This window comes from Hirschia litorea, assembly GCF_042665075.1.
Classification (GTDB): Bacteria; Pseudomonadota; Alphaproteobacteria; order Caulobacterales; family Hyphomonadaceae; genus Hirschia; species Hirschia litorea.
Window position 1 is genome coordinate 963358 of sequence record NZ_JBHTBR010000002.1, and the last position, 20841, is coordinate 984198.

Below are 20841 nucleotides of genomic sequence, written 5' to 3' on the forward strand. Positions count from 1 at the left end.
GAATTTAGGTAAACAAAATCACGCGAAAGATTCATACTTAAAGCGTTTTAACCGTAAAATTTGAGCATTTGACTTTAACGATCTTCAACGTCGATCAGGTATACCTCACCTCACAATAAAAAGTGGGAAACACTATGCCTTCGACCAAGACGACAACAGATAAAAGCTCTTCTATCGCAAAAAGCGCGACAGATCTTTTCATAGAGTCCGATATAAACGGAACAATCATCTTCGCTGAAGGTGATGGAAGCTTACTCAATACAGTTGATGTGCGTATGCTTGTGCTCTCTAATCTGTTTCAGCTGTTGAATGTACCTGACATTTCCAAAATCCAAGAAGCGTTTGTAAGTCTTGCTCCCGGATTGCGTGCCTCTTTTGATGATATGAGCCACTCACCTCACGGGCGCCGTATAACAATCAAGCGCAATGATGCATCGCCTGCAACTTTTCAAGTATCTGTCGCGGACCTGTCCCAGCACAAAGTCCTGCAAGATTTAAAGGTTGATGAGCACCTAATCCGAGCATTCAGAAGCTCCCTTGTTTCTCCTGAGCTAAAAGCGGCACGCCAACCAGTTGTTTGCACCCAAACAGGCCAATTAAGACATTATGAAATTTTAGCCCGTTTTCCATTTGAGGGCTCGCCCTATCCTATGATCGTAGCCGCCGAACGCAGAGGTATTATTTCTGAGCTCGATTGTGTTATGTTGGACGCTGTCTGCCAACGCTTAAGTCACCCATCAGGTCATGGATTAAAACTTGCGGTAAACATCTCTGGACAATCCATTCAACGCACAGATATCGCCTGTGAACTCAACCGCATTGTCCGCGCTTATGACTTTAATAAGGACCGTCTCATCCTTGAAATCACCGAGTCTTCGCAAATGCATGACATAGACACAGCGTCGAACGTTGTCGATTTGCTCAAGAATACAGGCGCAAAAGTTGTATTAGATGATTTTGGAGCAGGTGCAGCTTCTTTTGGATATTTACGCGCCCTTAACGTAGATGGCGTGAAATTCGATGGATGCTTTTTAAACGGTCAAGGCTCTAACGAACGCAACACAGCGCTTATGCGTGCTATCTCTGGCATGTGTAGAGAATTGGGCATGAGCGTCGTGGGTGAACGGGTTGAAACTGAAACTGATAGACAGACATTACTTAATACTGGCGTTATGCTAGCTCAGGGATATCACTTTGGTCGACCTGAGATTGATTCTATATTCTTTGCTGACCGCAGACAAAAGCGGGATGCTGCTTAATTCTACGAGACGCTTATTATGGCGAAACGAAATCTAGACCGGCTTCGCGTCCTGCTGGTCGATGATAACAGCCACATGATTACGATTGTCAAAACACTCTTACGTGGATATGGCATCAAAAATTTTGACGAAGCACACGATGCTGTCGACGCATTTGATATTGTGCGCAATGAACCTATCGATTTCATTATTGTCGATTATCAAATGGACATACTGGATGGGGCTGATTTTGTACGCTTAGTTCGCAATGCAGAAGATAGTCTAAACCCCTATATCCCTATCATCATGCTAACAGCTTATTCTGAACGCTCTCGCGTTGAAGCTGCGCGTGATGCTGGCGTCACTGAATTCCTGGCCAAACCTGTAAACGCCATCGACCTTTATCGGAAAGTTGCCTCAATCATCAACTCTCCGCGCGCCTTCATTAGAACCAGCAATTATTTTGGCCCTGACCGTAGAAGACATGACACTGGCAATTTCAACGGCGAAGACCGCAGAGACTCAGCTCCAATAGGATATGACTTGGATTTAGACCCGTAACGCATTTTTAATCATGCTTACTGAGCTATTAATCCACAATTTAACACAAATTTAAAGCTTTCGGAGTGTCTCGAATCTTGTGCACTATTCATCAAGCACTATGGAGAACCCGTCTTGGCCAAGACGCAAAGTAAGAAACACTCAAAAGCCTCAGCTCCTGACACCTCGTCTGCAGCGCCCGTCCCCACGCGTGTACTTGCTATGCTATTCACTGCATTTGCGGGAACGCTTGGTGTTAAGGCATGGGAAGAACGTACTGCTCAAAATGACGCTCTAATGGCGCAGCAAACGCGTGAGGCTATGGCTATAGGGGGATACGTCCGTTCAGAGGTTTTGCGCTCTCAGACAGCCATGAATGTTATCTTGGAGCGGTCTACTCGTATAGGTGAAGCGAAGAAAGCCGCTAAACTTGATAAGATCTCACGTACAATTGCTCAACAGGATGATGCAGAGGCGATTCTCAAAAACGAAAACCATGCAGCCATTTTCTCTAAAGATATAAACGGGCAATGGTGGGAAGGTTTACTTCCCCTTTCCCGCCTCACACCGACACCCGAAGGTGAACGAGAATTTGATATTTTCTCTTCTTCGGACATTTCTTTAGGTGCAAAAGTTGAACGTATTGGTTTTTCAAGAAAAATATCAGCCTGTGCACCTGTAGGTGAAACGCAACTATCAGTATGCGTATCGCGCAATGTCGAATTGCTCAGCATAGCCGATTACAATCGTCTTCTCATCTATCTTCTATTGCTCCTCGCTCCAGGTCTGGCGGTCGTGGGACTTGTCGGGACAATCAAAACCAACGCTCGCCGCTTGGGCCATGAATCTGAAGCACGTAAGGAGATCGAGACTCACTGGCGTGAATTGGAAATTGGTGGACAAAATGGCTATTGGACGTGGAACCGTCAAAGCGGCCTGTTTAGTCTACGTGAAAAAACAGCCGAAATGTTAGGCCTTGTACCCAATAGAGACCTTACCATTCACGAGTTTCAAGAATTAGTTCACCCAAGCACTCAAAACAAAGTTGTTTCTGAACTTGATCGCGCCCGTCGCGACAAATCATTTCAAGTCAATTTTAAGGGGAATGGCTCGTTTAGTTCTCGCTATTTCGAGATGCAAGGCGGACCGTTTCAAGATGGTTTGTCTGGTATAATCTCGGATACAACTGACCGAGTGCGCGCTGAAGCGCGGTCACGTATCTCAGAAAATCTTGCCCGCTCCGTTGTAGATGCATATCCAGGCCCATTTGCAGCATGGGATCAACGCCACAGACTTTTGATTTGGAATAAGACATTCGCAAATATATTCAACTTGCCTGAGCATGTCTTACGAGCTGGTGCATCTTATGATGTCGTTATGGCTGAAGCAGCAAAGCAAATCCGTATTGAGCGGCCAATCTCTGGCAGTGAAAGTGGCCGCGAAATATTGTTGCTTTCAGATATTTGGCTCAATTTCTATGATCGCCCGACTTCCGGTGGCGGATTGGTAACCGTTGGTTTAGACATGTCGTCGCTTAAAAACCATGAGCAATCATTACTCGGAAAAGAAAAGAAATTGCGTCGCCTCGTCCTTGAACTGGACCGGATGCAAGGCCAGTCTGAAGAGCACGCTCGGAAATATTCAGAACAGAAAAATAAAGCTGAACGTGCAAGTCAGGCTAAATCAGTTTTCCTTGCCAATATGAGCCATGAATTGCGCACACCGCTGAATGCGATCAACGGCTTCTCAGAAATGCTGATCAAAGAGATTTTTGGCCCATTAGGGGACGAACGTTACAAAGGTTATGCTGAAGATATTCTCTCATCAGGTCAGCACCTTCTCGACATGATCAACGATATTTTGGACATGGCGAAAATTGAAGCAGGGAAAATGTCAATTTCAACACGTGAAATTGATCCTGTTGATGCTGTTGATTCAGCAATCAGAATGATTCGACGCCGCGCAGAAGATAAAGATATCAGCATCAAATTGGACGTGTCAGATGATATTCCTGACATTGAAGGTGACCACCGAGCAATCAAACAGATGGTGCTCAACCTCGTTTCAAATGCTATCAAATTTACTGATGCAGGTGGAGCTATCAAAGTTTCCATCACCAAAGAGAATGCCTTTGTTCGCGTAAGTGTTGCTGATAATGGGATAGGAATTCCCAAAAAAGACTTACCTCGCCTTGCTCAACCTTTTGAACAATCATCTGCAGATGAGAGTCGAAACAGCAAAGGGAGTGGACTTGGTCTTTCACTGACCAAATCTTTTGCCGAAATGCACGGTGGAAAGCTTATATTGGAAAGTGAACTTGGCGTAGGCACCACGGTGAGTTTTTTATTACCAATTGACCCACCGCAGAAAAACAAAACCCAAAAAATTGCTTAGCTTTAATTTCCTGCCAAAAGGAATTAAATCGGCTACTCTTTTGGACGAGACGTCTCTCGATCGTAGTGCGACGGACGCTCGGGTCTATCTCCTCGGCCACGCTTTTCACACTTCTCGCCCTCTTTGCAAGGCATTCTTGGCGGTGGCCTTCTTATGGATTTACGATTTTGCAACAACAAAGTTTCAGCAAGAGCAACTCGCGCATCAGCTGATAGCCCCTGCATGACATCTAATACGCCGCTTGCAGCAATGTTCTTCATTCTCTGATCGGCTTGCTCAAATTCTGAAAGAGCTGCCTCAACAGCCTCGCGTTCAAATGGATCAAGCGAAATTACCGCTATCACTTTATCATGCTTTTCACGCATAGCTTCGCGTTCAGCATGGCTATTCTTCCAATGCTGAATCATGGTTTTCTTCAGCGTTTTGCGTTCAGATTCATTGAGGACGTTTAAGACATGCTCTATCGGCGGACGATGCTGGCCATCACGTGAAGAATGGGGCGATTTATATTTGTTATCGCCGACAAGCATTTGTCCGCCCATCAAACCTATCAACGCGGCGTTCAAAGCTAATGAAACGGCAAGAATAACTGGAAGCTTTTTCTTTTTATCTGTTTCTATATCAGTCATCACTTGCCCCGTTGAGTTGAGACCATGCACTAGAGTCTAATTCTGACAATTCTTCAACGGATGCATATGCAAGCATATCATTAATTGCATTCAATTCCGCTTGCTCAGCAGCTTGCGCATACCCTACTCCAACGCCACTCATAAGCGCAGCGCTTATCAATCCAGCACTGGCCCATTTAGGAGCACTTAACGCTTTTAAACGTCCCCATACGCTCAATTTGTTATTTGTTGCTGTGTGGGGCACCAGATCAATCAAACGTGCTTCCAATGCCATATCTATAGGCTCATGCACATCAGACATATTCAAGACAGCTTCAAACTCTGCTTCTTCTTGAATGCGTAGGCGAATGTCATCATCTTTCGATTGGAAAAAAGGTGATGCTAAAGTACGCTTATCGTCGGGCCAACATGCTATGTTAGCACCGTAAATCTCCAAATAGCCTAGAAACTCGTCTTTATTCATATCCTACCTCCTTTCCTATCTTATTGCTCAAAACCAGAAGCCCGCCCCTGTGGGTTTGCAACTAACAACTCATCTTTGTTTGCCATCAAGGCTTGTTTTAAAGCCCGACGACCGCGCGCGAGTAAACTTTCCAAAGCATCCACGCTAACTTCCAATATTCCTGCGGCTTCGATATTTGAAACATCCTCAAAATAACACAAAGCTAATGCCGCCCTTTGACGCTCGGGTAGATCTTGCATTGCTATTTTGAGCATATTCGACCTTGATTTTGTTTCTAATTCTTCCGCCGGAGTCGCTGCTTCATCTACTGTTTCCGGCACGACATCCATATTACCCATGCGCGGCTTTCGAAGTTTATCTAAGCAGGCATTCATTGTGACTCTATGTAGCCATGTCGTAAATTTGGCTTCTCCCGGCACCCAACGCACTGCACTTTTCCAAACTTTCAAAAATACATCTTGAGTAACATCTTCGGCTTCAGCTTCATTGCCCAACATGCGCCTACTAATATTCAAGACACGCTGACTATGTCGCCTCACCAATACAGATGCCGCTTGACGATCACCTCGCCCGACTTTCTCAACCAATTCATCATCTGAAACCGCGTCCGTTTGCATATGACTTCAATTTTAATCCTGTTTGAGAAAGTTTAGGGCGAATGAGAATGAACGCTTAAGAACGTTATTCGCAATCTCTATGTTTCATTTTACTATGACTTTTGTCACCACGCGGAGAATGATCCATTTTCGTACCAAATTCTTCGATGTCGACAACGCCATCCTTGTTTGAATCCATTTTTTCAAAATGCATGGATTGCATTACTGACTCTATCCGCGCTTTTTCAACTTTATGAAAGTTTGAAACTTCCGCACCTATTAGCTTCCCGTCAGCATTTGTATCTGCTGCTGCAAACTTAGCAGCTTTGGCAGCTTGCTTCTCAGCATCTGACAGCTTTCCATCTCCATCTGCATCAAATTGCTTCAAGGTGTCTTTGCGCATAACTTTCATCATCATTTTCTGATGAGAAGCCTCTCCACCTTTACGTTTTTTGTGCATATTTTTCTTGCCGTCTTTTTTATCCTTAGATCTGGCATTCATATGGTCAGCATTGGCAAATTCTTCCGCGCTCACACTCCCATCTTGGTCTTTATCCATACGCGCAAAATGATGTTCTTGCATTTTTGCTTTGCGCTCTTCCATACGCGCCTTGTGAGCCGCACTGAGTTCGGCAAGGGATAAAGCACCATTGGAATCTGTGTCAGCTTTGTTGAAACGCGCCTGCTTGATAGCTTCCTTTTCAATATCTGAAAGCTTGCCGTCACCATCCGTGTCAAACTCTGCAATATGTTCAGCACGTTTCATGTTCACGCCATCACATCTCTCACCTTTTTTATCTGGCTTTTCAGCATGTGCTGAAGCGCCTAAAGTAAGAGCGATAATGGCGCTCGCTGTAATGCCTGTAATAGAAGTCTTCATCATGGGGTAACTCCTCTTGGGGTGTCTGATACTTATAGAACGACCCCAAGATCAATTATCCGTCGTTAACCTTCCTATTTTTTCTTCCCGTATTTCAGAGGCGAGTTTTTGAGCATCCATAACAGATTGATTTAACTTGCTAAAATCTCCATACCCCACACAGGAAGCCAACCAATTTTTAATGCCTTCTGAGGACGTCTCGGGAACAAATTTTCCCGACGTCGCAATTCGTAATGCCTGCTGAAGGTTCGCTTGAAGTGCATAAGCGTTTGACAGGGAAATAGCTTCTTCACGTGTAAAAACATCACATTTACGCAATGCTTCTATGGCTTCTAGCGTATTCGGGCAAATAATTGAGGGATGCCCTTTTGCATTCTTAATAAGAGATTGTTGAACAACAAATTCAATATCAAGCAAACCACCCTCAGATAGTTTTAAATCCCATGGACCTGATGGTGGTCGCTCTCTTGCGAGACGTTGGCGCATATCCAGAATATCTTTTTCCAGATCTTCAAAGTCTGAGCGGTGCTGCAGTGCCTTTTTAGCAATATCCACAACACGCTTGGCAAGCCCATCATCGCCAGCAACTATGCGCAAGCGAGACAATGCCATATATTCCCATGTCCACGCCTCTCCCTGATAGTATTTCTCAAAAGAGGTTATTTTTACTGCTACGGGTCCTGCTCGCCCCGATGGCCGCAATTGCATATCAACTTCATAAAGCTCACCCTCTTCTGTGGGAGCTGATAATGCTGCAATCAATCTTTGGGTGAAGCGTGCCGCTAGATCATTAGGGAATGGCGGATCGCCAGGATCGTAAATAACGATTATATCCAAGTCAGATGTTGCTGAAAGCTCCTTGCCTCCAAGCTTACCAAACGCACCGATAACCCATTTACCCGGCCAATCTCCAAATTTGCGCTGTACTTCTGCCAACGCCACATCTGCCATGCATTTAATAGTTGCATCCGCTAGACGCGTGTAAGCTGGGCCAGCATCACAAGCATCTGCTTGCCTTCGCAATATATGATACCCTATGCGCAGAGATTCTTCGCGGTGGAACCTGCGTGCTGCATTGATACGCCCTTCAAAATCCTCTTCCCGTGCTAACACACGCTCCAATTCTTCAAGAACTAACTCATAACTATCTTGATCGAGAGGTGCATTAAAAGAATGGTCCAGCATGCCATCCAATAGAGCTGGTTGACGCGCAAGGTCTGTTGCAAGTTTAGGAGCATACGCCATCGCAGAAAGTAAATCCTCTGCAAATTTAGGCTCGGCAAGCATAAGTGAAAATACCTGCACACCTCCTCTCAAGCCACTGATAAAATCAGAAAACCTACTAAGTGCAGAATCGGGCTCACCCGTCTGAGACATATATTTAAGCAAACGCGGCGTAAGGGTCGTCAGCAATTGCTGCCCCCTCACTGTTCGAGTCGCCGGCAATCCACCACGATGCCAATTGCGTAACCGATCAATGACCTTGCTAGGCTCACTAAAGCCCATTTCTTCAAGTGTCTTTAGGGTTCCTGGGTCATCATCCACACCAGTGAAAACGAGATTCCCTGCATCCCCTGAGAGACGCTCTTCTTGCGCAAAAAGGTCTGAGTAAACCCCGTGAACGAACTGACGAACTGCACGTATGTCCTGCTCAAACAATTCAACGTTAGTGCCATACCCCATTAATTTAGCGACCTCAGCACGACGCTCTGGGATATCCAACAATGTATGCGTTTGCTCATCATTATGCATTTGAATACGGTGCTCTACATTCCGCAGAAAAGCATAAGCGCGCTTTAGATCTTCAGCGTTTTGGGGATCTACCGCTTTAAATGCGACGAGCGCATCTAGTGAATCATCTGTACGTCGCGTCCGTAACTCGGGATGCCTACCTCCCAAAATTAATTGTTGGGTTTGGGCAAAAAATTCAATCTCGCGGATACCACCGCGCCCAAGTTTTACATCAAACTCACGAACATCAATTGGTTCATGCCCACCTGTTGAGTGAATTTGGTGTTTAATAGCGTGGATATCGCCAATCGCCCAATAATCCAAATGTCGCCGCCATATGTAGGGCTGCAATTCATCAAAAAATGCTTTGCCAGCGTCATAGTCGCCTGCACACACTCGGCCTTTGATATAAGCCATCCGTTCCCAATTTTGTCCGACACGTTCGTAATAATTGAGAGCTGTTTGAGTAGAAATGGCAATCGCATTTGAAGACGGATCTGGTCTTAATCGCAAATCAACACGAAATACATACCCATGCTCATCGCGCGTTTCCATAAGCTGAGCAAAATCTTGTGTTATGCGCACCGCCGCCTCTTTTGCTGACCTAGAGCTTGCGGAGAAGCGTTCTGGGTCAAACAAAATAATCACGTCAACATCTGAAGAATAATTCAGCTCATAGGCACCCATCTTACCCATAGCGATCGCAAATAGTCCGGTATCTTCTAACCGCTCTTTGGGTTGCACCCAATCTTTCTGAGCAGCAGTTCGATACGCACTCCACATAGCGACCTGAGTACTTTTCTCTGCTAAAATGGTTATCGCGTGAACAACTTGGTTTACATCCCACAACCCGGACAAATCCGCCAAAGCGATCGCAAGATGTCCTTTAGCTTTTGCCTGACGTAGCAATAAGCTAACCTGCAAACGATCATTCTCTATAGAATTGGCTTGATCCAACAGGCTCAGACAAATTTGAAAACCTGCTTCAATTCCGCCCTTGGCAATGGTTTCAAATACGTCCGGATTCCGATTCAGCAAATTGCTGAGATATGGCGTATCCATCAAAAATTCATGAGCTACATCTATGGATGACAAAACCTCAGTAACAGGCTGATTAGACAATTGGGCCAAATTGCGAATTGGGGTCGGTTTCATTATCTAACGCCTTTACAACGAGTCATCTGACAAGAGTTTAGCGCGATGTTTACGCAGAAGCGAGTGTAAGGCTTACTTTAAGACCTGGCGTCGCGTAACCGGGTAGTCCTTCCGTTAAGCTCAACTTCGCTTGGTGCATCTCTGCTACCGCGGAAACAAGGGATAACCCCAACCCAGAACCTGGCTCTGTACGCGCTTCTTCCAATCGGAAAAAGCGTTCAAACACTTTTTCACGATCACTCTCTGGAATCCCCGGCCCACTATCCAGAACTGAGAACTCAATTTCGCCGGAACGCTTACGCCGCAATACCAGTTTAACTGCCCCACCTTCAGGTGTGTATTTCACAGCGTTATCTAAAAGGTTGAACATAACTTGCGTGATGAGAGATTTGTCAGCATGAACAAACAAGTTTGATTTTATATCTGCCGTAAATGTGCGGTTTTTTTCTTCACAAACCGCATCATATATCTCGGCTAACTCGATACACTGATCACTAATGCTAAATCTATCGAAAGTACCCGATTGACCACCTTGAACCTTAGACAAACGTAAGATGGCGTTGAATGTCTCAAGGACGCGATCCACCTCTTCAATGGAATACGCGATAGCTCCCTCAAAGTCTTGACGGTCGCCTGTTTGAGCTAGGGATGTTTCCAAATGATTTCTTAAGCGCGCCAAAGGTGATCTCAAATCATGTGCAATGGCGTCACCGGAATACCGTGAAGCAATCATCAATCGCTCCAACTTACTCAACATCGCATTTAAACGTTCTGCCAGTCGATCAAATTCATCTCCCGAACCATTCACGACGGCGCGACGAGATAGATCGCCGGCCATAACATCCTCAGTTGTCCGCGCAAGAGATTCAACGCGTCGCGTCACCGACCTTGATACAATAACCCCTCCCACTAGAGACAGCACAAGTCCTGCGATAGCTGCCGTCCACACCACATCAGTGATGCGCTTCACCATTTCTCCACGTGCACCAATATCATAGGCAACAAGCAAAACTGTGCCGTCCTGAAATCTTATTATCCGACCTTCAGCTTGTTTGCGTTGCACCTGACCGTCATAATTTCGTGCATCATAAGAAAATGGTACATATATCTGCCCAGCTTGTGGGGGCTGCGCTGGAAGAACATCAAAATCACCGGCAACCTTCGTACCTTGCGCATCTACCAACAAATAAAGAAAAGCACCGCGAGAAGAGGACCTCTCGCTAACAGACTGACTCAAGCGCGAAAAACCGCCACTTGCATAAGCGGCGGTCAATGCTGTTACTTCTGAATAAAGTGCGTCTGAATCATCGCGCTCTAATCGACCCGCTGTAGCTGAAAATAGATAAAATAACAGCGCACCAGCAAAGAAAATAAAGAGCGCCGTATGCACCAACGCCAATCGGAATGTCGTTGTCCGAGTGAACGCTGGTAGACGGCCAATAATCACTTAAATCATGCCTGCAAACGATATCCCGCACCGCGAACAGTATGCAAAAGTGCCTCATCGAAATCTTTATCGATTTTACTACGCAAACGCGATATGTGAACATCAATTACATTGGTCTGTGGATCGAAATGATAATCCCAAACCTTTTCAAGCAGCATTGTACGGGTCACAACTTGTCCTGCATTGCGCATGAGAAACTCTAACAGACGAAACTCACGTGGCTGTAAGTCAATCTTTGTTTCAGCCCGCACAACTGTCCTTGCCAGCAAGTCCATCACAAGGTCACCGACCTGCAATTTCGTCGTAGGTGCTTCACTGGATGAGCGACGCCCAAGCGCCTCTACACGAGCTATCAACTCACTCGGGGCAAAAGGTTTACAAAGGTAATCGTCACCACCAGCTTTAAGCCCTTCAACGCGGTTCTCTACATCACCCAACGCTGTTAAAAATAAAGCTGGAGTATTACCACCACCACTGCGATAGGTTGTTAATAGCTCGATACCATTCATTTTTGGCATCATTCTATCAACAACCATGGCATCGAATTCTTCGGCTTGAGCACGACTAAGTCCTGCTTCACCATCATTTTCAACAGCCACAATATGCCCAGCTTCGCTAAGCACTTTGCGAACGAAATCGGCAGCTTCTAAATCATCTTCAATGACGAGTACGCGCAAAGCGAGCTCTCCCATTCTTCAATTATTTAAGGTCTTCAATATCGACAGGTAGGAAGATTGTCGCGCGTCCTTTACGAACTGCCACGAGTATATTCTTTTTACCTGCTGCTTTTGCATTCGCTACAACATTAGCGAGATCAGTTGACGAATTCAACGCTGTGCCTTGCGCCTCTAAAAGAGCATCTCCTTTAGCAATACCCGCTTCGGCAAATGCACTACCTCTTTTTACATCAAGTACAAACACACCCTTTTCGGTTGTTTTCAAACCAAAAAACTCATACTCATCTGCACCAAGAGGCTTCACTGTTACACCCTGGTACTCCTTGCCTTCTGGCGCTTTCTCAGCTTCTTTCTCGTCAGGCTCAGTATCTTCCCCACGGTTAAATGCGCTATTCACATCTTCAGGGCGAATTCCAATTGTAACCGGAATTGTTTTGATCTTACCGTCACGAATAAGTTTGAAGTCATTCTTTGTCTCAGCGATTAGGCCACCAACAAGACGTGTTAGTTCACGACTATCATTCACTGAGATTCCATTTACTGACAGAATAACATCTCCGCGTTCAATACCGCTTTTCTCTGCAGGACTTCCTACCTGCACATCCGCAACCAAAGCACCTTTTTCGCTTTCAAGACCTTGTGCTTCAACCATCTCACGCGACAAAGACTGGATTGAAACACCCAACCAACCACGCGTAACTTTACCGTCTTTTATAAGTCGGTCAGTTATGTCTTTAGCAACATTGGACTCAATAGCAAAACCAATACCGACACTTCCACCGGATGGTGAGTAGATTGCAGTATTGACCCCAATTACTTGACCATAAAGATCAAATGTCGGTCCACCAGAGTTTCCTCTGTTGATAGAGGCATCAATTTGAATGAAGTTTGAATAGTTTGAGCCGTTCATTTCACGGCCACTCGCTGAAACAATACCTGCTGTCGCAGTACCGCCTAATCCAAAGGGATTTCCAACAGCAACGACCCAATCGCCTACACGTGGAGCTTTTTCTAGTTCAAATTCAACGAATGGATACTTACCCGGTTTTTTGACTTTCAAAACAGCAAGATCAGTAAGCTCATCCAAGCCCACAATATCAGCTTCTAACTCATCACCATTCGACAATGTAACTGTAACTTCAGATGCATTTTCAACGACGTGGTTGTTCGTAACAATGTATCCCGTGTCAGAAATGAAAAATCCAGATCCTAAAGAGCGGCCTTCACGAGGTGCGGGACCTTGCCCTTCTTCATCACCTTCGCCTTCACCATTACCCTGACGGTCCATAAAATCTTCAAATCCAGGAATATTACGGAAACGTTCAAAAAGTTCACCATATTGCTCTGGAGCTTCGATTTCAGTCGTCACCTGAACACTCACAACAGCAGGACTTACACGATCAATCAAATCTGCAAAGCTCATTGGTGCACCAACAGGCGCTTGCACAGCTATCGGCTTTGCATCAGCAACTCTGTTTCCAACCGGCGACATCATCAGTCCGCCAATCGCTACACTCCCGAACACGGCCATCATGAGAGATGTTTTCAAGGTGCGGCTTTTCCCGGTCGTTTTCATCTGTATTCCTCTTTATTCGGCTCTCATCATTCTTTTAGTGGAATGAGCTTTATATATTTTAATGTAAAAAATTAAGATCGGTTCATGTCGATTCTGTGGTGCGAATGGTACTATTTCTATGCAATGTGCGATGAACAGGACATTTATCAGCTATTTCCAACATTCTAGCACGCTGCTCAACCGTTAAATCTCCAGATATTGTTATTGCACGAGAAAATACATCTAAATCACTCGAATCAATCTCATTTTTTGTTTTTTCATGTGTCACTGAGACAGAAACTTTATCAACTGGCCAGCCTTTTCGATCTGCATACATCCGCAATGTCATAGATGTACATGCCCCTAAGGCAGCATTCATATACTGATAAGGCGTTGGACCTGCGCCGTCTCCTCCAACTGATTGAGGCTCATCAGCAACCCCTCTGTAATCTCCGACCACGACCCAATTTTCATATTTACCTCGTGGCGTCTCTTCCACAATGACCGGCTCATCACCGCTTACTGGATTTACTGATGCTGCATCTTTCTTAGCTGATATCGCATAATGCGTCGCCCACGCAGCAATCACGCCTGCAACGTATTGAGCATCCTCACGATTGGTTAAAAGATGGTCAGAGTCATCAAGAGAAACAAAACTCTTAGGATGTTTCGCTGCCAGAAATATATCATTGGCATTCTCAATCCCAACAGTCTGGTCAATTGGAGAATGCATTACCAACAAAGGGCGCTTCATTTTGCGCACAGATTCTATCACACGCGCATCCTCAACATCGTCAAGGAATTGTTTCTTGATAACGACTTTTCGGCCACCAAGTTCAACTTCCGCTTCACCTGTTTGCTCAATTTGTTGAATATGAGCTCCAAAATTCTCTGTCACGTGCTTTGCGCAAGAAGGCGCTGCTATGGTTGCAAAAGCTTTTACCGTTGGCAGTTTGTCGGCAGCTGCTAACACAGCGGCCCCACCCAAGGAATGGCCAATAGCCAAAGTAGGCGGCATGCCCTGCTCTTCCATCCAACGCGCTGCGGCAGCCAAATCATCTATGTTCGAAGAAAAAGTTGTGTCTGAGAAATCACCCTCGGAGAAACCCAGTCCAGTGAAGTCAAACCTCAATACACCAACGCCCAGCTGCACGAGCTGACGCGCAATTCTTGCAGTCGCAAATTGATCTTTTGAACAAGCAAAGCAATGAGCAAAAATGGCAAACCCACGTGGAAGGCCTGCTGGCATTTCGAGTTTAGCAGCTAACTTATGTCCCAATGATCCAGGGATCTCTACAGCCAATCGATTTTGCATGATATTTTGCTCCGCAACTTTGAATTATGACTATCATAAGTTGGGATGAAACGACAATTTAACAAGCGAGTATTTCATCAACACTAGATATCATTTTCGTGATCATTTGTTTCATGCGTTGAAGCATCCGCTTTTAAGGGCTTAAGATTCCGCCTTCTCTTCGCACGAGCCCCCAAAAACAAGGCACCACCAACCCAAGCTAAAAGCACAAATGGGAAAGTCCATAAGAACGCGCCCCCACCACTTGCCTTAGGACGGAAAAGTACAAATTCTCCATACCGTTCAGCAAACCATGAACGCACTTGCTCATCTGAAGCCCCATCTTGAATTTGAGACCTAACAAGATGCCGCATATCTCCAGCTATCTCCGAAGCTGATTGTGAAATTGGCTCGTTTTCACACGATACACACCGAATCTCTCTCATCAGCATTTGAGCGCGCGCTTCTAAAGCCGCATCTTGTAAAGGGGCGTCTGACAAAGCAGCTGCTAATATTAGAGCTAACATCATAATACTGGCACTCCTTTATCTTCCTGCAAATTGGCATCTTCCAAATTCGTGTTTTTAGATACAGATTTGCGTCGATTACGTTGACCTGCAAATGCAACAAATCCCCCCAACGCAATAAGCCCAACACCCCCAAACACAAAGTCAATCATGGGGTTCACAGATGCACGTATCGTCCACCCATTTACTTCACCTCGTATTGGATCACCAAGCGCGACATACAGATCACCCACAAGGGATTTGCGTATCGCCACTTCTGTCGTCGGCATACCAGATGCAGGATAATAGCGTTTCTCAGGCTGCAGTTCAGTTGATCTGCTCCCCTTCACAGCCATAATAGATGCACGATCAGCATAAAAATTTGGACCTTCACCATTGTTCACACCATTAAAGGTGAAATTCCAACCACCAAATTCAACTGTCTCTCCCTGTGTCATAGCAAATGTGCGTTCTACGCGACCATTTGTTTCCACAACAGCTCCAATTACAAAAATGCCTAAACCGACATGAGCTATAGTCAGCCCCCAAACACCCAGTGAGAGCTTGCCGATCCTTGCAACACCACCACCACCAAGACGTTTCACAAAGTCGGATAGCGTGCCCGCGATCAACCAAACACCAACAGCAACACCAAATACCGCCCAGAGTTTTCCTGCCAGCATTACAAAGGCTGCGGCTCCAGCTGCCAATGCAAGGGCACCTGCAAACACTAATCTCTTTAAGATTGGAGACAGGTCTGAAACACGCCAACTCATAGCAACAGCAATAGGAGGCGCTAAAAATAGCAATCCCATCAATGGTGCTAATGTTAGATCAAAATAGGGCGTTCCAACCGACAACTTTTCTCCTGTCACAACTTCCATAGCCAATGGATACAAAGTTCCGACTAACACTGTGGCTGCCGCAACAGACAAGAAGAGATTGTTTAAGATCAGTGCACCTTCACGGCTTACCGGATCAAACTCATTGCCTGATTTTAACCCCGGCCCGCGCCACGCAAACAAACTAAATGCAAACCCTGACACAAGCATCAATCCAATGAGCAATAATCTCCCCCGCTCTGGATCAAGCGCAAACGCGTGAACAGATGTCAAAACACCCGAGCGAACTAAGAAAGCCCCCAGAATAGACAGGCAGAATGCAATTACCGAAAGAAAGATCGTCCAAGAAGCCATCGAGCCACGTTTCTGCGTGACTATAATAGAATGCACCAATGCAGCACCAACCAACCAAGGCATAAGAGAAGCATTTTCAACAGGGTCCCAGAACCACCAGCCACCCCAGCCTAATTCATAATAAGCCCAAATCGCACCTAGTGAGATTCCAATTGTTAATGCTGACCATGCAAATAAAGCCCAAGGACGTGCTCTCTTTGCCCATTCGGAACCCACCTTATTCAAGATAAGTCCAGCTGCAGCCAATGAAAACACAAACGAAAACCCTACATACCCCATGTATAAAAAAGGTGGATGAAATGCCAAAGCAGGGTCTTGCAAGAGAGGGTTAAGTCCGCCTCCATCTAAAGGAGCAGGATCAAGACGAATAAAAGGAGAAGATGCAAACAACAAATAGGCTAGCGAAAGAAACGCCATTCCTCCCTGTACGCCAAGCGCTTTGGTTTTTAACTCGCTTCTCTCCATCACTCCTACAGCAGCAGCTCCGTAAATGAGCATAATCAAGCACCAAAGGAGCATGGATCCTTCATGATTTCCCCATGTACCCGCAAGTTTATAAAATATAGGCTTCAAGGAGTGAGAATGTTTAACAACAAGCTCGACAGAAAAATCAGAACCTAAAAATGCATAAATAAGCGTCAGAAAACTAAACAACGCAGCTCCTGTGGCAAACAAGATAGACTTGTTTGTCTCACTCGCTTTGCCCATTGCGCCAAATACTGCCGCCAATAAGCTTGCGATTAAAGCTAAAAATAAACTGATATGCCCAAGCTCAACCATTAGATATCATCTTCTTTATACATCGACGCTCTAACGGCTGTTTCACCGCCAGCTGCTTTTAGCGCATCATACGCTTCTTTTGGCATGTAGCTCTCATCATGGCGCGCAACCAAGCGTGTTGCCTTCAAACTACCATCCGCTTGGATAATACCTTCAGCAACAATACCTTGGCCTTCTTCAAAAAGATCAGGCGGCAAGTCATCATATGTGACAAAGACATCATTAGTTCCGTCGGTAATAGCAAATTTAATAATTGCATTAGGGCCGCGTTTGATAGAATCTACACCTACCAAGCCACCAATCCTTACCCGCTCTCCAGTCGAAACGATATTCCCGGTCATAACTTCTGTGGGTGTACGTGAATAGCTTGCATTATCTCCAAGAGCAGACATCACCAATGCAACGGCTCCCACAAGTAAAACACCAGCTACAGCTATCAGCCAAGCTCTTTGAGAACGCGCGCGCATGTCTAATTTCCCTTTTTATCTGAAAAGTATAACCGCGCAGAGACCAAACACCTCCACTCAATCATCTATCATTGTCATCTATTTCAACTGAATAGCTGTTTCTACGCTGTGCACTTATTCAATTGTTTTATTTATCTTCATTCGGAACATCAGCTTGTTCGGCATCTTCACCTCGCCCAACATTTGCCATAGCGGTTTGCAACATCTCAACTTGTCCGCTCAATTCTGCTGCTGCTTTTGAACCTTCAGGCATCATTGATTGCGCTTTGGCCCACCATTCTCGCGCTGCGTCTCGATCGCCCTCTAGCCAATATCTCATTCCCGGCATGAAAGCAGCTTTCACATCACTTGTGTCTGCGGCAAAAGCAGCAATATATATTTTTTGCGCTTGTTCAGTTACCTTTCGCCCTTCCACTGCAACCAAAGCATCAGCCAATGGTGTAAGTGCGCTGACGAACCGCGCATCACGGCGAAGCGCTGATTGATAGGCACGTACAGCCTCTTCTGGCTTACCTTTAGCCATGAGCATGTCACCGATATATTTATGCGGTTGAGGATCGTCTGGCGTTTCTTTTGCGCGCTCTTGCAATAAAGCGATCCATTGGTCAGGTGAAATCGTTTGTGGATCTTGGTTACGCATCTCATCCAATCGCTTGTGTAATGGATTATCCGCATAGGATGGCGCGCCAACAAAAGCGTAGCAGGCAACGCCAACACATAGCGCTCCAAATACGCTTGCACGCATGGCCCAAGACTTAACTATCCAGAATGCCAATGCCGCACTCGCAATTATTCCAACTGAAATCAATATCATAATATTTAAGTTGCCGCTGGCAGAACCAAATGAGCGCGTAACCCACCAAATGGACTATTATCCAAAGCAAAAGAACCGCCATACATTTCAGCTAGCTCGTTTACGATAGAAAGCCCTAATCCTGTTCCCGGCTCTGTCTCATCCAATCTCTGACCACGCTGTATTGCGACTTCACGCTCTTCTGGTTTGAGACCAGGACCGTCATCATCCACAAACACAACCATTTGCTCTTCTTTTTGGCGTACTGTCACACGCACGCGACGCTTACACCATTTGGCAGCATTCTCTAGCAAATTACCTACAAGATCGTCCAAATCCTGTTTCTCACCTTTGAAAACTACACCTTCATCAATATCTATCTCGACTGCCAGATTCTTATCACGATGGATACGTTCCAGCAAAATCACAATATCTTCAACAGCTGGTTCCACTTCACTACGCGCCCCCAGTACTTCTGCTCTTGCAGCAGCTTGTGCGCGCTTCAGATAATGATCCACATTTTGCCACATAGCCTTGGCATTTTGCTTCACCATTTCCGAATAAACTTCATCTCCACCCGTCTCATTCATCAATACGGCAATTGGGTTCTTTAAGGCATGCGCCAAATTGCCCACATGCGTGCGCGCACGTTCCACAACTTCCTGATTATGGTCTAAAACCCGATTCATATCCTGAACCAAAGGTTCTATCTCAGTAGAGTAATGCCCCACCAGCCGCGTCTGTTTTCCATCACGGATTTGATCCAAATTTTCTCGAATACGGCGCAAAGGAGCCAATCCATGATGGATTAAAAAACCAATAGCCACCAACATTCCAAGTAACATTAACCCCACAACCGCAACCAACCTATTGCGCAATCCGCGTTCAGCATTCAACGCAGCCTCGCTATTTATCGCGGCGAACAAGGCAACTGGAGTGGCTCGATCTGGCAACAAAACAGCCCGTACCGCGACTCGAATAGGCTTTTCGTCAGGATCTAAATCACTATGATAGAACACCTGCCCAAGCCCTTCATAGGCTTGCTTTAAATGCGCTTGGGATAAGGGCAAGCCGCCATCCCAAATACTTCTTGATAAGACTGGCTCCTGCACGTCCAATTCATCAGATAAATCCAAATACCCATAATACCATCCTGACAAAACGCGCTGAAAACGTGGATCATTCGGCAAGAGGTTAGAATCTAAAACGATTGTTCCATCTGGGTCAGAATTTAGCGCATTTGTAAGTGTTTGGATGGTCGCCTCTAGCTCACCATTCAGCAGCATTTCGGTCTCTTTACGGTAGCTCGCTCCCAAAAATATTGTCGCTGACACAACAACAAGCACACTCATTAAAAATGATAAAGTGACAAGACGCCCCGCAATAGAGCTCCAAATTTTACGGTAGATAACGCGCATCCATTTCGGCATGCTGCGCTGTGCATCCGTCTCAGTGATATCCGAATCTGAAGCCAAAGTTTAGCAAACCAATCCCAGCTATGAAGACTGTTCAGCCGCTGGGTCCACCAACCGGTAGCCAAGGCCGCGTTCTGTTAGAATACGGTCAGATCCAATCTTTTTACGCAAACGTCCGACAAACACTTCAATCGTGTTCGAATCGCGATCAAAGTCTTGATCATAAATGTGCTCAACTAATTCAGTCCGTGGCACGACACGTCCCTGATAATGCATCATGTAGCTCAACACGCGATATTCGTGCGCTGTAAGCTTAATTGGCTGACCACCAACTGTTGCACGTGCTGAACTTGTGTCCACTCGCAAATCACCAAGTTCCAAAGCAGAACTCGCATGTCCTGCTGAACGTCGCAACAAAGCACGCAGCCGTGCAAGTAATTCTTCTGTGATAAATGGCTTTGTAAGATAATCGTCGGCACCAGCATCAAAACCAGCAACCTTCTCACTCCAACGATCACGTGCCGTCAAAATAAGGACAGGCATTACTTTACCATCCGCACGCCAGCGCTCAAGCACGCGAACTCCATCCATCTTAGGCAAACCGAGGTCTAAGATGACAGCATCATAAGGCTCTGTATCACCGAGGAAATGTCCATCCTCGCCATCGACGGCAAGATCAACAGCATATCCAGCCTCGCTCAAAGACGTTTTTAACTGACGACCAAGATCAGGATCATCTTCGACAACAAGAAGCCGCATATTTTATCCTCCACGTGATTCCAATATTTTACCGGATAGAGCGTCAACCTTTACCAGAAGACGTTTCCCGTCTCCACCCATCCACGTCACCTTATAATGATAACCGCCTTCTCCATCGGAGTACATGGCTGCATCAACCAGTTCTCCGCTATATGTATCTCTTAACTGACGACTTATCTTAGCAAAAGGAATAGTCCGGCCCGATTGCGCTGCATTTCGTGCTTCGGTTTGAGGAACAAGCGAATCCCCTCCCCAAGCTTGGGCCTGTGCAGGAGCGATAATAATTGCCATTACGAAGGCTGAGAAGGATAAAATACGCATCATGC

At 45.7% G+C, this 20841-nt stretch carries 19 protein-coding genes; 3 read left to right on the forward strand and 16 right to left on the reverse strand.

From position 1 onward, the window contains the following. Positions 1-134 precede the first annotated feature (134 nt). The 3 genes from ACFQS8_RS04490 to ACFQS8_RS04500 all read left to right on the forward strand — a co-directional run bounded on the left by ACFQS8_RS04490 (position 135) and on the right by ACFQS8_RS04500 (position 4172). Positions 135-1259, forward strand: coding sequence for an EAL domain-containing protein (locus tag ACFQS8_RS04490; RefSeq protein WP_382166066.1), 1125 nt, complete (start codon positions 135-137; stop codon positions 1257-1259). A gap of 18 nt (positions 1260-1277) precedes the next feature. Continuing rightward, positions 1278-1799: a response regulator gene (locus tag ACFQS8_RS04495; protein ID WP_382166067.1), complete on the forward strand. Its 522-nt coding sequence runs from the start codon at positions 1278-1280 to the stop codon at positions 1797-1799. Between the two features lie 114 nt (positions 1800-1913). Next, complete coding sequence (locus ACFQS8_RS04500) at positions 1914-4172, forward strand: PAS domain-containing sensor histidine kinase (RefSeq protein WP_382166068.1); 2259 nt, start codon at positions 1914-1916, stop codon at positions 4170-4172. Positions 4173-4204: 32 nt separating this feature from the next. Here the strand turns inward: ACFQS8_RS04500 and ACFQS8_RS04505 are convergent, their stop codons facing one another. The 16 genes from ACFQS8_RS04505 to ACFQS8_RS04580 form a co-directional block, all read right to left on the reverse strand. Beyond that, the gene (locus tag ACFQS8_RS04505; RefSeq protein ID WP_382166069.1) at positions 4205-4801 is read right to left on the reverse strand and encodes a periplasmic heavy metal sensor; all 597 of its coding nucleotides are present in this window, start codon (positions 4799-4801) and stop codon (positions 4205-4207) included. Then, positions 4794-5264, reverse strand: a complete 471-nt coding sequence (locus ACFQS8_RS04510; RefSeq protein WP_382166070.1) for a hypothetical protein — start codon at positions 5262-5264, stop codon at positions 4794-4796. Before ACFQS8_RS04510 ends, ACFQS8_RS04505 begins: the two co-directional genes overlap by 8 nt. Positions 5265-5284: 20 nt before the next feature. Further along, positions 5285-5881 (reverse strand): RNA polymerase sigma factor, encoded by a 597-nt coding sequence (locus ACFQS8_RS04515; RefSeq protein ID WP_382166071.1) that lies wholly within the window; start codon positions 5879-5881, stop codon positions 5285-5287. 64 nt (positions 5882-5945) lie between these two features. Further along, on the reverse strand, positions 5946-6743 hold the full coding sequence (locus ACFQS8_RS04520; RefSeq protein ID WP_382166072.1) for an EF-hand domain-containing protein: 798 nt from the start codon (positions 6741-6743) through the stop codon (positions 5946-5948). A 48-nt stretch (positions 6744-6791) separates the two neighbouring features. Then, complete coding sequence (locus ACFQS8_RS04525) at positions 6792-9626, reverse strand: bifunctional [glutamine synthetase] adenylyltransferase/[glutamine synthetase]-adenylyl-L-tyrosine phosphorylase (RefSeq protein ID WP_382166073.1); 2835 nt, start codon at positions 9624-9626, stop codon at positions 6792-6794. Between the two features lie 49 nt (positions 9627-9675). After that, positions 9676-11073 carry a sensor histidine kinase gene (locus ACFQS8_RS04530; RefSeq protein WP_382166074.1) on the reverse strand — a complete coding sequence of 466 codons (1398 nt, stop codon included), beginning with the start codon at positions 11071-11073 and terminating at the stop codon, positions 9676-9678. A 5-nt stretch (positions 11074-11078) separates the two neighbouring features. Beyond that, positions 11079-11750, reverse strand: a complete 672-nt coding sequence (locus tag ACFQS8_RS04535; protein WP_382166075.1) for a response regulator transcription factor — start codon at positions 11748-11750, stop codon at positions 11079-11081. Between the two features lie 22 nt (positions 11751-11772). Then, positions 11773-13326 (reverse strand): Do family serine endopeptidase, encoded by a 1554-nt coding sequence (locus ACFQS8_RS04540; protein ID WP_382166076.1) that lies wholly within the window; start codon positions 13324-13326, stop codon positions 11773-11775. Between the two features lie 82 nt (positions 13327-13408). Next, positions 13409-14620 carry a bifunctional alpha/beta hydrolase/OsmC family protein gene (locus ACFQS8_RS04545; RefSeq protein WP_382166077.1) on the reverse strand — a complete coding sequence of 404 codons (1212 nt, stop codon included), beginning with the start codon at positions 14618-14620 and terminating at the stop codon, positions 13409-13411. A gap of 83 nt (positions 14621-14703) precedes the next feature. After that, positions 14704-15129 (reverse strand): cytochrome c-type biogenesis protein, encoded by a 426-nt coding sequence (locus tag ACFQS8_RS04550; RefSeq protein ID WP_382166078.1) that lies wholly within the window; start codon positions 15127-15129, stop codon positions 14704-14706. Continuing rightward, a complete protein-coding gene (locus tag ACFQS8_RS04555) occupies positions 15126-17081 on the reverse strand; it encodes a heme lyase CcmF/NrfE family subunit (protein ID WP_382166079.1) in 1956 nt (651 codons plus the stop codon). Before ACFQS8_RS04555 ends, ACFQS8_RS04550 begins: the two co-directional genes overlap by 4 nt. Continuing rightward, on the reverse strand, positions 17081-17548 hold the full coding sequence (locus tag ACFQS8_RS04560) for a cytochrome c maturation protein CcmE (RefSeq protein WP_382166080.1): 468 nt from the start codon (positions 17546-17548) through the stop codon (positions 17081-17083). Before ACFQS8_RS04560 ends, ACFQS8_RS04555 begins: the two co-directional genes overlap by 1 nt. A gap of 127 nt (positions 17549-17675) precedes the next feature. Next, positions 17676-18362, reverse strand: coding sequence for a tetratricopeptide repeat protein (locus tag ACFQS8_RS04565; protein ID WP_382166081.1), 687 nt, complete (start codon positions 18360-18362; stop codon positions 17676-17678). Positions 18363-18367: 5 nt separating this feature from the next. Further along, on the reverse strand, positions 18368-19816 hold the full coding sequence (locus tag ACFQS8_RS04570) for an ATP-binding protein (RefSeq protein ID WP_382166082.1): 1449 nt from the start codon (positions 19814-19816) through the stop codon (positions 18368-18370). 21 nt (positions 19817-19837) lie between these two features. After that, positions 19838-20515 (reverse strand): response regulator transcription factor, encoded by a 678-nt coding sequence (locus ACFQS8_RS04575; RefSeq protein WP_382166083.1) that lies wholly within the window; start codon positions 20513-20515, stop codon positions 19838-19840. A gap of 3 nt (positions 20516-20518) precedes the next feature. Then, on the reverse strand, positions 20519-20839 hold the full coding sequence (locus ACFQS8_RS04580; RefSeq protein WP_382166084.1) for a PepSY domain-containing protein: 321 nt from the start codon (positions 20837-20839) through the stop codon (positions 20519-20521). Positions 20840-20841: the final 2 nt, after the last annotated feature.

Coding starts and splice junctions, on each gene's coding strand:
- ACFQS8_RS04490 (WP_382166066.1), top strand. CDS start 135: ATGCCTTCGACCAAGACGACAACAGATAAAAGCTCTTCTATCGCAAAA.
- ACFQS8_RS04495 (WP_382166067.1), top strand. CDS start 1,278: ATGGCGAAACGAAATCTAGACCGGCTTCGCGTCCTGCTGGTCGATGAT.
- ACFQS8_RS04505 (WP_382166069.1), bottom strand. CDS start 4,801: ATGACTGATATAGAAACAGATAAAAAGAAAAAGCTTCCAGTTATTCTT.
- ACFQS8_RS04510 (WP_382166070.1), bottom strand. CDS start 5,264: ATGAATAAAGACGAGTTTCTAGGCTATTTGGAGATTTACGGTGCTAAC.
- ACFQS8_RS04515 (WP_382166071.1), bottom strand. CDS start 5,881: ATGCAAACGGACGCGGTTTCAGATGATGAATTGGTTGAGAAAGTCGGG.
- ACFQS8_RS04520 (WP_382166072.1), bottom strand. CDS start 6,743: ATGATGAAGACTTCTATTACAGGCATTACAGCGAGCGCCATTATCGCT.
- ACFQS8_RS04525 (WP_382166073.1), bottom strand. CDS start 9,626: ATGAAACCGACCCCAATTCGCAATTTGGCCCAATTGTCTAATCAGCCT.
- ACFQS8_RS04540 (WP_382166076.1), bottom strand. CDS start 13,326: ATGAAAACGACCGGGAAAAGCCGCACCTTGAAAACATCTCTCATGATG.
- ACFQS8_RS04545 (WP_382166077.1), bottom strand. CDS start 14,620: ATGCAAAATCGATTGGCTGTAGAGATCCCTGGATCATTGGGACATAAG.
- ACFQS8_RS04550 (WP_382166078.1), bottom strand. CDS start 15,129: ATGATGTTAGCTCTAATATTAGCAGCTGCTTTGTCAGACGCCCCTTTA.
- ACFQS8_RS04555 (WP_382166079.1), bottom strand. CDS start 17,081: ATGGTTGAGCTTGGGCATATCAGTTTATTTTTAGCTTTAATCGCAAGC.
- ACFQS8_RS04560 (WP_382166080.1), bottom strand. CDS start 17,548: ATGCGCGCGCGTTCTCAAAGAGCTTGGCTGATAGCTGTAGCTGGTGTT.
- ACFQS8_RS04565 (WP_382166081.1), bottom strand. CDS start 18,362: ATGATATTGATTTCAGTTGGAATAATTGCGAGTGCGGCATTGGCATTC.
- ACFQS8_RS04575 (WP_382166083.1), bottom strand. CDS start 20,515: ATGCGGCTTCTTGTTGTCGAAGATGATCCTGATCTTGGTCGTCAGTTA.
- ACFQS8_RS04580 (WP_382166084.1), bottom strand. CDS start 20,839: ATGATGCGTATTTTATCCTTCTCAGCCTTCGTAATGGCAATTATTATC.